11 protein-coding genes are annotated in these 14456 nt (G+C 43.3%); 4 read left to right on the forward strand and 7 right to left on the reverse strand.

The window, feature by feature from the left end:
• Positions 1 to 2: 2 nt before the first annotated feature.
• The 6 genes from JKP82_RS09435 to JKP82_RS09460 form a co-directional block, all read right to left on the reverse strand.
• A complete protein-coding gene (locus JKP82_RS09435) occupies positions 3 to 1058 on the reverse strand; it encodes a DUF262 domain-containing protein (protein ID WP_218396770.1) in 1056 nt (351 codons plus the stop codon).
• Positions 1059 to 1306: 248 nt separating this feature from the next.
• Entirely contained in the window at positions 1307 to 1834 is a 528-nt protein-coding gene (locus JKP82_RS09440; protein ID WP_218396772.1) for a hypothetical protein, read from the reverse strand.
• 483 nt (positions 1835 to 2317) lie between these two features.
• The gene (locus tag JKP82_RS09445; protein WP_218396774.1) at positions 2318 to 3058 is read right to left on the reverse strand and encodes a hypothetical protein; all 741 of its coding nucleotides are present in this window, start codon (positions 3056 to 3058) and stop codon (positions 2318 to 2320) included.
• Positions 3059 to 3414: 356 nt separating this feature from the next.
• On the reverse strand, positions 3415 to 4026 hold the full coding sequence (locus JKP82_RS09450) for a tyrosine-type recombinase/integrase (protein WP_218396776.1): 612 nt from the start codon (positions 4024 to 4026) through the stop codon (positions 3415 to 3417).
• A 101-nt stretch (positions 4027 to 4127) separates the two neighbouring features.
• Positions 4128 to 4850 (reverse strand): hypothetical protein, encoded by a 723-nt coding sequence (locus JKP82_RS09455; protein ID WP_218396777.1) that lies wholly within the window; start codon positions 4848 to 4850, stop codon positions 4128 to 4130.
• A 606-nt stretch (positions 4851 to 5456) separates the two neighbouring features.
• Positions 5457 to 7940, reverse strand: a complete 2484-nt coding sequence (locus JKP82_RS09460) for a ligase-associated DNA damage response DEXH box helicase (RefSeq protein WP_159534729.1) — start codon at positions 7938 to 7940, stop codon at positions 5457 to 5459.
• 222 nt (positions 7941 to 8162) lie between these two features.
• Between JKP82_RS09460 and JKP82_RS09465 the strand changes: the two genes are divergently transcribed.
• The 3 genes from JKP82_RS09465 (at position 8163) to JKP82_RS09475 (ending at position 11813) form a co-directional block, all read left to right on the forward strand.
• Positions 8163 to 9245, forward strand: coding sequence for a ligase-associated DNA damage response exonuclease (locus JKP82_RS09465; RefSeq protein WP_220099905.1), 1083 nt, complete (start codon positions 8163 to 8165; stop codon positions 9243 to 9245).
• 2 nt (positions 9246 to 9247) lie between these two features.
• Positions 9248 to 10861 (forward strand): cisplatin damage response ATP-dependent DNA ligase, encoded by a 1614-nt coding sequence (locus tag JKP82_RS09470; protein WP_218396778.1) that lies wholly within the window; start codon positions 9248 to 9250, stop codon positions 10859 to 10861.
• A gap of 157 nt (positions 10862 to 11018) precedes the next feature.
• Positions 11019 to 11813, forward strand: coding sequence for a PEP-CTERM sorting domain-containing protein (locus JKP82_RS09475; protein ID WP_218396780.1), 795 nt, complete (start codon positions 11019 to 11021; stop codon positions 11811 to 11813).
• A gap of 107 nt (positions 11814 to 11920) precedes the next feature.
• On the opposite strand, the gene JKP82_RS09480 is transcribed toward JKP82_RS09475, so the two are convergent.
• Positions 11921 to 12886: a carbohydrate kinase family protein gene (locus tag JKP82_RS09480; protein WP_159533701.1), complete on the reverse strand. Its 966-nt coding sequence runs from the start codon at positions 12884 to 12886 to the stop codon at positions 11921 to 11923.
• Between the two features lie 340 nt (positions 12887 to 13226).
• On the opposite strand from JKP82_RS09480, the gene JKP82_RS09485 reads away from it, so the two are divergent.
• Positions 13227 to 14450: an ROK family transcriptional regulator gene (locus JKP82_RS09485; protein ID WP_246604380.1), complete on the forward strand. Its 1224-nt coding sequence runs from the start codon at positions 13227 to 13229 to the stop codon at positions 14448 to 14450.
• The last annotated feature ends 6 nt before the right edge of the window (positions 14451 to 14456 follow it).

Below are 14456 nucleotides of genomic sequence, written 5' to 3' on the forward strand. Positions count from 1 at the left end.
AGTTACTCCCCAATTAATTCTAAAGCACGATAGATACGTTCTTTAACTACCCTCTCACTATTTGAGCCACCTATTAAGTAGTCCTTATGCTTATTGAGAAAATCAAGGTAGTTGTGGTAGCCTCGCTCCAATCTATTGATAGATCTTCCATTCTTCAGACTTAAGCAGATGGCGGTAATTATTGACTCTAACTGAGTCCTGTTTACCACTTTCTTTTTTCTAAACGCATCTTCATTTAATGAATTTAAAACTATTTCACAACTTTCTTTAAATAGCTCTGCTAAATCAGTACGCTTTTCTTCCCTGTTGTCAGACTGAAAATAGCTTACAAACTCTCTCATGGGTGGTTTGAATAGTTCTAAGCGCTCTACCAAAGCTAACACTCTTGCGATTGACTCTATATCTGCCAATCTTCTATGAGGTTCTGGATCGCCTAACAGCTTTCTCCATGGCTTAAAGGCATTTAGTTCATGTAGCATTCTGTTGAATGGACCACTGTACACACAGTTTCTTACTTCCTGGTTGGTAAGAGGAATTCCTCCAGTGTTAATTCTGTAGAAAAGCTCATGAACAATATTGGGATTGAAGTCTATATCGTCTACTACAGTGGCGTTTATAAGTGAGTTCATCAAACGGCGTTGGTATTTTCGAGGTAGCTCTGAGAAAGACATGCCCTCCCACATACGATCATTAAGACCTGTCAGCCTAAATTGACTTTGACTTGTAAACTCCTCACGCACAAAGAAGTAAATTGTTTTTAATCGTTGAAGACCATCAATAACGATAAAGTCTTCTCTCTCAGAATTCCTACCAAAAAACATATTCGGGGTAGGAAATCCAATGAGTAAAGAGTCGATAAAAAGACTGGCGGTTTTCTTATCCCAAACAAAATTTCTTTGGAATTCTGGCTCAAGCTCAAGCTCCCTTCTTTCGATTAAATCAAGTAAAGTTCCTATATTATATGAAATCGTATAAGAACTGATTCTCGAGAATGTTTCTTCAGATGAAAGACCAAGTGGCTCATCATAGTCCGAGTCGAATTTCATTTTATCTTTCATTGTCTTCCTTTGTTTACACAGTTCGCCTGATTTGATCTGCCGCATAGCACTAGTCTTCGGGCGAGGGCACGTGGCCATTATCGCGAAGCGGCCCCGTGTTTGCGAATCAATGACCGAAAATAGTGCCTACTGCGTTTCGTTATGGCTTTTTCCCTGGGGGTTTAGGTTTGGGAACATTTTGGTTCCTAACATTACGAGGTCCAGGTGATGGTGGCGGAGGTGGTGGTTGTTTAGACATATTTAGCCTCTTAAGTTAAAGCCATTATTTTTAAAACGATCGTTGCAATTAATGCTAGAAACAAACTAACGCTCAATGCCCTTACCGTAAAGTAAAGTTGCTCGGAGCGATAGTCATTATTTTTGGCATTGAAAGAGCCATATTCTGTGTAGCTTTCTAAAAGGAATTTATTGAAGTAAGACTTCACAAGATCTTCTTTTTCATCAAACTCTGCGTAAGTTGACTCTAAAGTTTGATGATAGTCTTCTATGTCCTTCGCAGTAGGCATATACTGGTCGACCAGCCCCGACCAGCAATTTTTAAAGTGATAGCACGCTACAAGCAACGAAATAGATGCAAATAATAGGAGTATATAAAAAACAAAGTTTTCACAGGGAGAGAAAGAGTTTGTGTCAAAATTAAACACATATGATAGAAGCCCAAAAATGGCGACAATTACTGCCATTGGTAGATTCAGACGAGCATTGATTTTTTCTCTTCGCTCAATCTCAAAAAGATACATCTTTTCATAAAGCTTTAAATTTTCTATATTTTTCAATTTGGATCTTCCTTGAGGAATAACAATTTAATAGTGCAAAAATTGCGCATTTTTCTCTCGAGCGTGTGCTCGATTTTATGCATATTGCCACCATTCCGAACTTACTGAAAGTCAAAGAATACTAAGGTTGCGCATAATTTGGGCTAATTGTATTTAAGACAAAAATGCGCGATTGGGTGGTTTTTCTGAATATAGGGAAAGGCCGCCACAACTGTATATTCAGAAAGATACTCAACTCTCAACAATGAAAGCAATTTGGTCAGCTATGGCACCGAAAACTCAAGGTTGTTATAAGTCGTGGGAATGTCTTAAATTCGCGCGTTGACGACACAAAGTAATCAATGCCCCAATGACCGCAATACGTACGGAGCAGCCTAACAGCGTCAGAGGCACCTTGAGACAAGGAGCGGACGGTCAGGATTGTGGCGCTGGATTTATCTCATTAGTCAAAAGCGGACACTCTCTGCCCTATTAGTTAAATCCCTATTGTGAATGATCTCTTTTAGTCGATTTCATCTCATGTAGTAGCAAAGAAATTCTTTTGAATATTTCACTGAATCTAACACAAACTAAAACTTGTTCTCTTTTTTTAAACTCAATGACAATGCCTAACGCTTGGCTCTTAAACATTTCATCAGCATCTTGATGAATTCCCATCATGACAACAGGACCGCCACTTAGACCTCGTGCTGATATTGGCCCTGTTTTGTTTAATTTAGAGTCATATCGAATTTTATCGCTATATTGTACTAATATATGCGACTCGCTGTTGCAACCAACCCTTACGTAGACTTCTGGGTCGAGGCAGGAATGACCAGTATAAGAAAGGACATGTAATTTTATAATTTCATTTGTTTTGGGGTTACGTCGTTTTTTATTCTTTGAATTAGGATATCCGATACACATATGCGGACCATCGGCAATTGGGGTGACTTGCAATGTAATATCTTTCTCTTCAATGAATTCTTGCTCATCGATATGTTTATACCAACTACTGTCCATTGCCTGAACAGCAAAGTCCAATCTATCTAAACGCCGCTCACCATTGATTTTTTCAGAAATATAAAATGTTGGATGAAGCAATTGAATTTTATTAGCAAGTGATATTAAAAGTTTACCATCTTCAAAGTGATCAAAAACGTGAGCTGCGGTAACTAATAAACGTACGCCATTTATTATTAAGAGAGTTGCAGTGCCGACTTGCTCTTTTCCTCCGTTATCCAACGATACGAAAATAGGCCTTATGCATTTGTGAAATTTCTCATAAATACATGGCGAAAGTTTTTCCGTTAAAAATTCATGATAATTCTCTACTTCATTATTTTCCTCAATAGATGCTAGGCAATATGACTAATATTTGTTGAATTTTAAAGTTTACCACTCAATGAATAGATGACATGTTAGCTACTCAATATAAAGGTGCCACGAAAGATCAGTTATTTTATAGAGATATTTCCTCAAGCTGATTACTCCCAATTGACTATCTCATCACCATAATTCGCTCACCTCAGTTGTTTAGTAAAACTCATTTGTACAGCGGCTTAACGTACAAAGGGTCTGCACAAGCAGCCTCATACAGCTTAAACTTCAATAGATTCGGATATTTCCAACGCGTCGTCTACCTCGATGCCCAAGTAGCGGACAGTGCTCTCTAACTTTTTATGGCCCAGCAAGAGTTGAACTACCCGAAGATTTTTAGTCTTCTTGTAAATCAGATAGGGCTTGGTTCTACGCATTAAATGTGTGCTGTAGAGCGATGTATCCAGACCAAGTTTTTCAATCCATCCGTGAAAAATGCGATTGTATTGTCTAGTTGATATGTGCTCAGCGTCATGTATCCAAGACTTGAAAAGATAGTCAGATGCTTTCAATCCGGCTTTATTTACCCAAGCCATGATCGATTCTCCGGTGTTTGGTGTTATTTCAAATTGGACAGGACTACCTGTTTTCTGTTGAACAACATGAGTGCGTCTCAGAACTGAACGCCCGCAAACAACATCTGAAACCTTGAGTTTAACGAGGTCACAACCTCGTAGTTTGCTATCAAGTCCAAGGTTGAACAGTGCGAGCTCACGCGTCCGTCCTTCAAGCTCCAAGCGAATCCGGATACCCCATATATGTGATATCTGAAGAGGCTTTTTCTGACCGATAATACGATTTTTGTTCCAAGGTGTATGGATTTTAATTGCCATGAGTTGTCTCCTGTATAATAGGAGACTTAAGTATGGCAGTCAGATTGACAGGCTCACTTAGACAAGGAGCAGACCTTCAACGCCTCAATAACCGGCGCGCTTTAGTGCGACCGGCGCCGTAGGCGCGAAGTTGATTGACTTGTTAGTTTTAGTTGTTGAATTTCCATATCAAGCTTTCTCAAGGTTCTTTCTTTTATATCTCGATCAAGAGCTCTCACCTGCTCTTCAGATTTTAGCTTCTCTAAAGTCTGTTCTTTAATGTCTCGATCAAGAGCTCTCACCTGCTCTTCAGATTTTAGCTTCTTTAAAGTCTTTTCTTTAATGTCTCGATCGAAAGATCTTGTCTCTTCATCAACGAGATGAGTCTTTGTTATCCATCTATAGAAGCCAATCCCAGTTAGGCCAGCCATCAAGGCAATATATAATAAGCCAGCAATCCTTACATCCCAACGCTCCAAAAGTTTTAGCTCTTCTCCAGTTTTGCTATTGAGGATATCACGGTTTTTCTCGATGGCCTCTTGGTGGCTTTCAAGAGCTTTAGTTATAAATAATTTTTCTCGTTCTGGCGTAAATGACGAATTAACCCAGTCAAGCCTATTTTTGTCGAACTCGTTATTTTCAATTGACTCTAAACGTCTTTTTATCTTCCTCTCCATATTTACAGAAAAGAAATAAGATTGGGACTTTAAACCCTCTTTATCTAGTTGAATCTGGGTGTTAATTAACCAAATGCATAGGGCAATAAAGCCTGCGATAAACCATAGACCAGAAATGGCCATGAATTTATAAATATTATCTGTTGGAGTGCTTGGTATACCTTTCAAAATTTCTCCTTGAAACTAACAATTTAATATAGCGCAAATTACGTGTTTTTCTGCCAACGCATCACTCGCTTTTATACTTTCACTATTAATACCAAACTAGCTAACATATTGCTATATCAAGGAAAGCAGGCAACCTGGATAAACTGCTAAAGAGAAAAAACGAACGATTGGGTCGTTTTCCGGAATATGGGAGCGACGCTGATTATTTGGATAAATAAACAGCTTTGCTTGCTAATACGCTAATGTCCCTTGATCCCTCTCAACAGTCCACCTTTTAAAGTAGCAGAGAAGGTCCGCTTCGCGTAAAGACCAGCCTGCCAGATTCAATTAAGTTTTGTGTTTGCTTCAGCCTCAAGTATGGAGCCATCTATAGCTGTGGCGTGGGGTTGGCTTGGGTATGGAACCTTATGCAGCATGGATGCTGCATCAGAGCCTACATGGATGTATTCAATTCATATTCACTCATTTTAACACCAATAGAATTAGACTGGGTGAGCAGTATTGGCACTAGAAACCTTCCGCAGCATGAATGCTGCGGCAGAGCCTACATGGATGTATTTACGGCGTGTTTCGGAGGCTAATACTGCTCGACCAAACCTAATATTCTCAAGACAACAAAGCCCGTACTTCATCTAGCATATTTTCTGCTTCTGCATATAAATCGGCTTGCTCGAGTATCGCCTGAGCACCCGCCCCTTTAATTTGTTCACTTCGCATGTTCAGCACAATAGGGATCGCCATGGGCGATACTTTTTCTAAGTTTACTAACGTGGTTCTATCAACAAAGCGAATAAGTAAATTTGCTAAGCGCTGTAAATCTAGCAACTCCCGTTCAGCATCAGCCCGCGCTACCGCTAAAAGGATATGATCGGGGTCGTGCTCACGCAGCGTGTCGTAAATTAAATCAGTAGAAAACGTTACCTGTTTCATGGTTTTCTGACTAGCATGATAACGCTGTTCGGTTAAGCCACTTACTACCGCCACCTGCCTGAAAGAACGCTTTAACATCGGCGCTTGTAGCATCCAATCTTCTAGCTCATCGCCTAATATATCTGGCTGAAACAGTTGCTGCAGTTGCTTATCGGTAATCTGTTTAACCGCACTTATCGACAAACCATAGTCGGTCACGCTGAAACTCAATGGCTTTATTCCCATTTTTTCCATTCTACGGGTAACCAGCATGCCCAAGGTTTGGTTCGCTTTTCGTCCTTCAAAGGTGTAGTACAACGTATGGTTCACGTTACGAAAAGGAAACTGCTCCACCAATACTTTTTCAGGCTCAGGAAGCTGTGAGAACTGTTGTTGTAAATTCAACCATTCTCGTACTTGCGCGGGCAATTTACGCCAACTCTTGGGATTCGCTAATATTGCTCTAACCCCATCAGCCAGGTACGTCGACAGTGGCATTTGACCACCAGAATAGCTAGGAATTTTAGGCTCTTTTGCCTTCGCAGGGCGAGCGTGCAGCTGCATATCGCGAATGGCTTCGTATTTAAGCACTTCGCCAGCAAAGTAAAAGGTGTCGCCTGGGGTAAGTTGCTGGGCAAAGTACTCTTCCACTTCACCAATAATTTTGCCTTGATTACCACGGCGAATACGCTTCACTTTTAGCCTACCCGCTTCAACAATAGTGCCTATGTTCTGCCGATGCCTTTGTATTACCCGCCTGTTGGCCGGTGAAAACGTACCGTCATCGTTTTGCATTAGGCGCTGATATCGCTCGTAGGCATTAAGCGCACTACCGCCATCCAATGCGAACTGCCATAACTTCTCAAAATCTTGTTTGTTGAGCCCTTGATAAGGCGACGCCATAAGTATTTGCTCGTAAAGCGTATCTGGCGTGTCAGCATTGCTGCATAGGCAGTTCACAATAAACTGGGGGATAATATCCAATGCCCCCGATTGCGGCGCATCGCCATCTAGCTCGCCTTTGTTAATTGCATCAATAGCGGCTTGGCATTCAAGGGCTTCAAAGCGATTAGCGGGCACCAGCAAAGCTTCGCTGGGTTCGTCTAATCTATGATTTGCTCGCCCTATTCGCTGTAGCATTCGGCTTACCCCTTTTGGGGCTCCAACTTGTATTACCTTGTCTACATCGCCCCAATCAATGCCTAGCTCTAGCGCCGAGGTGCACACTACTGCCCTTAACAATCCGCTAGACATCATGGCTTCTGTTTTACGCCGCTGCTCTTTACTTAAACTGCCATGGTATAAGGCTATGGGTAAGGCAGCGGTGTTATGTTCCCACAGCATTTGAAAAATCAGTTCGGATTGGGCCCGCGTATTTACGAACACCAAAGTGGTTTTTGCGTCTTCAATGGCCTTATATATATCGGTAATGGCATAGCGCGCCATAAAGCCACCGAAGGGCATACGGTTTTCAGATTGCAGCATGTCTACTTTTGGTTTTTCACCCGCTTTCACGCTGATGATATTAGCGGTGCCTTCTGTGCCAGCAAGCCATGCACCTAGCGTTTCTGGGTAAGCGACCGTGGCCGACAACCCTACCCGCTTCATGTCGGGTGACAATACTGAAAGCCGTGCTAGCGCTAATGACAAAAAGTCTCCTCGCTTGTTTGCTACTAGGCTATGGGTTTCATCAATAATGACTCGCTTTAATTTTCCAAATAGTTTGTCAGCATCAGCATAGCTCAGCATTAACATGAGCGATTCAGGGGTAGTGAGCAGCAAATTTGGCGGTTTTTTTCGTTGGCGCTGTCTTTTATGCGAAGGTGTATCGCCTGTTCGGGTTTCTGCCGTTATCGGCAATTCCATTTCTTCAATAGGTTGCAATAAGTTGCGATGAATATCTTGGGTTAGTGCTTTAAGCGGTGAAATGTATAAGGTGTGAAGCCCTTGCTGTGGCGATTGAGCTAACTCGACTAAGCTAGGTAGAAAGCCCGATAAAGTTTTACCAGCTCCGGTTGGGGCAATCAATAATGTCGTATTGTAACTATCTTGCGCAAGCATCTGCTTTTGGTAATCTCGAAGCGCCCAGCCTTTATTGTTGAACCATTGGCTAAACGCCGGGGGCAAAATACCACTACCGGTTTCAATTGCTTTCTTAGGTGATGCTTTGGTCTTAGGCATATTTACAGACATGTCTTCTGATATAAAAATTGCGCACAACTTTATGCCATCGCCCGAACTTCTCCTGCGCCATAATTTTTTCGTTACTCTGCTGTTTCGATGGTAAGCAATAGTACGTATACGTTCATTCGGCAGAAGAGTTTAATTTTCCACTACGCTCAACCAATTACGTAAAACCACCGTAGTTATATGAAACGCTAACGAAGAGCATGTAGGTTTTATATGACGGCTGAAAATACAATACACCCTTCAAAGTGGATGAAGACAGACGACGCAGGTTTGTATTGTGTGCCGGGCAATTTTTATATCGACCCAATGCAGCCCGTTGAAACCGCGCTTGTTACCCACGGTCATGCTGACCATGCTAGAGCCGGGCACAAACGAGTATTCGCCCACCCGCAAACCATGGCTATTATGACCACTCGGTACGGTGATGATATGGCTGAAGAACAGATAGCCGTGCCCTATCGTGAAAGCGTAGAATTTGATGAAGTAGCCACTACTGAAAGTCACAGTGACCCAAGTAAAGAAGGCCAACGCAAGATAAAGGTCACCTTTTACCCTGCTGGCCATATTTTAGGGTCGTCACAATTGCTCATTGAGTATGCGGGTTATCGGCTGGTGATATCTGGCGATTACAAACGTAGGCACGATCCTACATGCCCGCCGTTTGAGGTAGTACCTTGCGATGTACTCATTACCGAAGCTACTTTTGGTTTACCGGTATTTGCCCACCCGCCAATTGAACAAGAAATGCAAAAGCTGTTGCACTCCCTTGAGGTGTTTCCAACACGCTGCCATCTAGTTGGCACTTATGCGCTAGGAAAATGCCAGCGGGTTATTTTAGCGCTTCGTGAAGCCGGCTATGCCAAACCTATTTATCTTCACGGTGCGCTACTAAAGTTATGTGACTTATATGAACGAGAAGGTATCGCCCTTGGTCGTATTATTCCGGTTAGCGAGGTAGAGGATAAGGCGTTATTAGCGGGCGAAATCGTGTTGGCGCCCCCTTCAGCCTTGGCCGATAGGTGGTCGAGAAGCTTACCCCACGTTCGTGCTGTGTTGGCGTCTGGCTGGATGCAAATTCGCGCCAGAGCTAAGCAACGCAACGCTGAGTTGCCACTTATTATTTCAGATCATTGTGATTGGCCAGAGTTATTGCAAACCCTTACCGAAGTCAACCCTAGTGAGGTATGGGTGACCCACGGTCGTGAAGATGCCTTAATATATCAGGCACAGAAAATGGGGTTTAAAGCACGAGCGCTATCGCTGGTAGGTTACGATGAAGCGGCGCAGGAGGAATAGTAATGCAGGCGTTTAGCGAATTATTAGAACAGCTTTACTACACCTCAGGCACTAAAGCCAAAGCACAGCTTATTCTGCAATACCTTGCTACTACGCCTGACCCCGATAGGGGCTGGGCAATCGCCGCTATGGCAGGTACGCTTAAGTTTGATTTCTTCAAACGAAATACAGTTAAAAAGCTGATCACCGAGCGGGTAGACCCAGAGCTATTTGCAATGAGCTACGATTATGTGGGCGAAGTTAGTGAAACCGTAGCCCACTTGTGGCCCGAACTAGCGCCTGAAAATGCACCTGATGAAGCACTGCCTAGCTTGTCTGAAGTGGTAGATACGTTTGCGAGTATAAGTAAACAAAAAGTCGCAGCAACGTTGGCGAATTACCTCACTATAATGACCCCACCTCAGCGCTGGGCACTCTTAAAACTTGGTACACGGGGGCTACGAATTGGTGTATCTGCTCGCTCTATCAAACAGATTTTGGCTGACTACGGCAACCAAGATATCATTGAAATAGAAAAGTTATGGCATGGCGTCGCACCGCCTTATACCGACCTTCTCGAATGGCTAGAAGGTAACGGGGCTAAACCTGATATCAGTAACGCGGTTACCTTCCACCCAGTCATGCTGTCTCATCCCATTGAACAAAGCGATATTGACAATTTCGACCCCGAAGCATGGCAAATAGAACATAAGTTTGACGGTATTCGGGTGCAACTCGTTTGCAACACCACAAAAGAAAAGCCTGAAAAGGCCCTGTTTTCCCGCACTGGTGATGACATCAGTCACGCATTTCCCGACCTTCTCGACAGTGTTAGTGGCAACATGGTGCTAGACGGCGAACTGTTGGTGATGCATAACCAAGAAGTAGATACCTTCAACGCCCTACAACAAAGGTTAAATAAGAAGAAGCCCACTGCCGCGTTAATGAAAACAAACCCCGCGGGGCTTATTGTTTACGATGCATTGGTGTTAGAGGGGAAGCATTTAACCGACTCCCCCCTTAGCGCGCGACGTCAAGCACTCGAAGATTGGTTTTATCACAATGGTACTCAAGACAAAGATACGCCCTCTCGCTTGCATCTGTCAGTGCGTTTATATGCCGATTCACCTAAATGGCTTCGAACGCTACACAAAAAGGTGTGTGAAAACCGTGCTGTAGAAGGGTTGATGATAAAACGTTCAAGTAGCCACTATCTACCCGGCAGACCAAAAGGACAATGGTATAAGTGGAAGCGAGATCCTCTGGTGGTCGATGCCGTGGTGATGTATGCCCAGCGAGGGCACGGTAAGCGCTCTAGCTTTTATTCCGATTACACCTTTGGCGCATGGCAAGATGAGCAATTACTGCCTATCGGTAAAGCCTACTCAGGCTTTACCGATGAAGAGCTTAAGAAGCTAGATAACTGGGTAAGAAGAAACGCGATAGGCCGTTTTGGCCCTGTTCGAGAAGTAAAAAAAGAGCTGGTCCTAGAAGTTGCTTTCGATGCGGTTCACCCGTCCAAACGGCATAAATCAGGGGTGGCATTACGATTTCCTCGCATACACCGTATCCGTTGGGATAAGCCTGCCAACGAGGCTGACTCACTTATCAACGTGAAAGCGCTTATTGAATCATGAGCTGAATGAAACATTTTTTTTACAAACGCTAGTTTTGGCTTACACTTAATGTATATTAGCTTTTTCTATTTCATCTAACTTACTGTTAGAAAAGAAATTGTTATACATTTTAAATGTGCGCGAGCCTAAATTAATGCTTCGCCAAGGACAAAAAATAATGCTGTATTCGCGATCGTTCAAACATTGCCTTATTGGTTTCCTTTTCCTTTTTTCCACAGCGAGTAACGCTGGCCTAATTACTAATATCGCAACTGAGACTGTCAGCTATAGTATTTTATCTCAAAACCCTTGGGGTAATTTTACGTGGACGGCAAGTTACGATATTGGCTTTGTTGATCAGGATTTACTTATTGATGTTGACGTTTTTCTCACTGATGATGACCCCGGTAGCGCACTGCGGGACATATGGGAAGAAGGCATTGAATCCATTTGGAGTAATGCCTTTGATTTATCTGACGGTACTTATTTTTACGACACTGTATTTAATGTGGATTGGTTAAGCACGAATGCGGGCGCTGACCATACTGTTTATGTCACTGAAGGTGATGGAAATGTGAACTTGACTCATTGGTATACGGGTAGGCCATCAGGTTATTCGTATAATCGTCAAGGGGTAATAGCTGCTCATGAGTTCGGCCATATGATAGGTTTATTCGATGAATACAGCGGCGGCGCACTAAACCCAGAAGAGCTCATCAGAAACAACAGTATAATGGGTCGAAATCTATCTTTACCTCGCACAGATCACTTCGATGCCTTCTTAGAATGGGCGCAAATTAATTCGGGGGTCGCATCTCTAGCTTTAGTTGCAGACAGTGGCGTAGATAACTATTTCGTTCCCGAGCCAAGTTCATTAGTCATTTTGCTACTTTCGATTTGTATGGCTCTTTCCATCAAAACTAAATCTAGACGAAACGGTATAGAGGTGAGAAGCCCTACTCTCTTCGCTTAAATTGTATCGCTATGTATTTCCGGCAATAAAAAAGCAAGGCATACTCGCCTTGCTTTTTTAATAATATCTCTATATTCATATCAACACTTTGTGCGCCAATACATTCCCTATTTCGCAATATGTTCCATGGTAGGCAGTGCACTAAACGCGCCGTATTGCGTTACTGTGTATGCACCACAACGAATAGCAAACTCGGTGGCTTCGCTTACGTTTTCGAAGCTGCTTGCCCACTTATCGAATTCTGCACTGTTAGCCACTTTAGTAGATAAGAAATACAAAAAGCCACCAATGAATGAGTCGCCCGCGGCAGTCGTATCTTTTACGTCCATTTTTGGCGAAGCCAAGGTACCGCTGAAATCTTTTGTTATGTACTGAATAGGTTCTCCGCCATCAGTCACTAATACCACTTTAACGCCGCTATCTAGCCATTGTTGTACGTGAGTCTGGGCATTTTCTTCACCGTAAAGCTCTGACAACTCTTCGCGGCTTGCTTTCAAGATACTCACTTTCTTAGCCACGTCGTCAATTCGGCCTGGGGCATTAGCTGTGTCGTCCCAAAACGCTGAGCGATAGTTTATATCTAAACAGACAAGCATATTTTCTTGCTTGGCTTTATTTAGAATATAGTCGGTGCCAGGTAGCAATTCTGGGCCTGAAATTGAGCCAGAACAAAAATGCAGCACGCTAGTATCGTCACAGGCAACCGTGGCTAAGTCATCTTCGCCAATGTGCTTATGTGCGGCATTATCAACATAGAAGTCGAAAGAACGTTCACCGTCTTTATCTAGATTAACAAAGGCCAGTGCCGTATTGGCGTCTTTCGTACTCCAAACATAATCAGTGTTTACATTGTGATAGCTAAGCATATCTTGAAGAAAACGGCCAAAGGTATCGTCCCCTACTTTAGACACCATAGCGCCTTGGCCGCCAAGCTTAGCAACAGCAACCGCTACATTTGCGGGCGCACCACCAGCATATGGCTGAAATGAATTCATTGCTGGCATTTCGCTTTGGTCCGCCGCACCCGCACTTAACATATCGATAAGTACTTCGCCTAAACATAAAATTTTCATAAACACCTCTGGCTGAAGCTAACAGCGATGACATTAGTCTTTATGCCGCTGTAGTCATGGATAATAAGCGTAGCCGAAGGATATTCCGACGGGCACGTTAAATTATAGTTAATTAATTGGGGCATAGTATTAACTAGCACCACAGATAAATCAACCTTGTTGATTTATTATTTTATCACTTTGACACCCATAGTGATGAATGCGTAATCTATCGGCTTGATTGGTAGAGAAAAACTCGCCTCGGTGAATTATGTTGAAGATATTGAATTAGTATCTATCCATGACTTATTGATGCTGTTTGTTATAACATTCACTCCATAATGATTCAGGTACACTGTAAATGACAAAATCCCACGAGCACACGGGTTCATCAGAAAGCGCATTAGAAAGAGACATGCACTACTGTGCAACTGCCCCACTAGACAACCGTACTCAAAATGAACGGGATATACTCACCCTTATTCGTCAAGATGGCGCCATTCCAAAAGCCGACATCGCGCAACGCACAGGTTTATCTGCGCAGTCGGCAACGGTCATTATTAAAAAACTAGAATCTGACGACCTCGTTAAGAGATTGCCGCCGGTTCGCGGTGGTGTTGGGCAACCTAAAGTGCCTTTTGGATTGAATGCAGAGGGTGCGTTTGGATTGGGTCTAAAAATTGGTCGCCGCAGTTTTGACATGACCTTGCTAGACTTGGCTGGCAATGTAAGATCGTCGCTTCACGAAAAAGTCGACTACCCCACCGTCGATCACTTATTGTCATTTACCCAGCGCGGTGTGTCGGTAATAACGCAACAGCTCAGTAACGAGCAACGAACCCGTATCCGCGGACTAGGCATTGCCATGCCGTTTGAAATCTGGAGTTGGGCAGAAGAAGCCGGGGCTCCTGCTGACGCGTTAGAAGCATGGAAGCGTCTTGATATTCAGGCTGCGCTCTTTGAGCTTCTAGAGTTACCCATCTATGTGAGTAACGATGCAACGGCGGCGTGTAGTGCAGAAATGGCTTTCGGCAACCCGCATCGATTTAACCACTTCCTCTATGTATTTGTTGGCACTTTTCTTGGCGGCGGCTTGGTCATTAACAATCAGCTATTTACTGGAAAATCGGGGAATGCAGGCGCAATTGGTTCTTTACCTTTTTTATCCAACGCCCAAATCCAACAGCAACAACTAATAACCCAGTCATCGCTATACTTGCTAGAAAAACAACTGAATGACGCGGGACTAAATGGCAATAAATTATATGAGGCTCCGGAACATTGGTCTGGATTAAAAACTAATCCAGAATTTATGCACATCGTTCAAGTGTGGATGGAACAGGCAGCCAAGGGTATTGCCTTTGCCACACATTGCGCATTTAGCATGCTCGACCTAGATGGCATTATTATCGATGGAGCCATGCCACAGAATATAAAACAAGAATTGGTTACCTGCGTGCAAAGCGCGTTAAAAGATGCTGATCTTCGAGGCGTTACTCAAGGTAGTATTAGTGCAGGTAACGTAGGGAGCAAAGCGCAGTCTATCGGCAGCGCAAACTTGTCGCTAATCGCGAACTACTATTAGTGTATA

Origin of the sequence: Alteromonas lipotrueae, from assembly GCF_019249215.1 — a bacterium.
Taxonomy (GTDB): Bacteria; Pseudomonadota; Gammaproteobacteria; order Enterobacterales; family Alteromonadaceae; genus Alteromonas; species Alteromonas lipotrueae.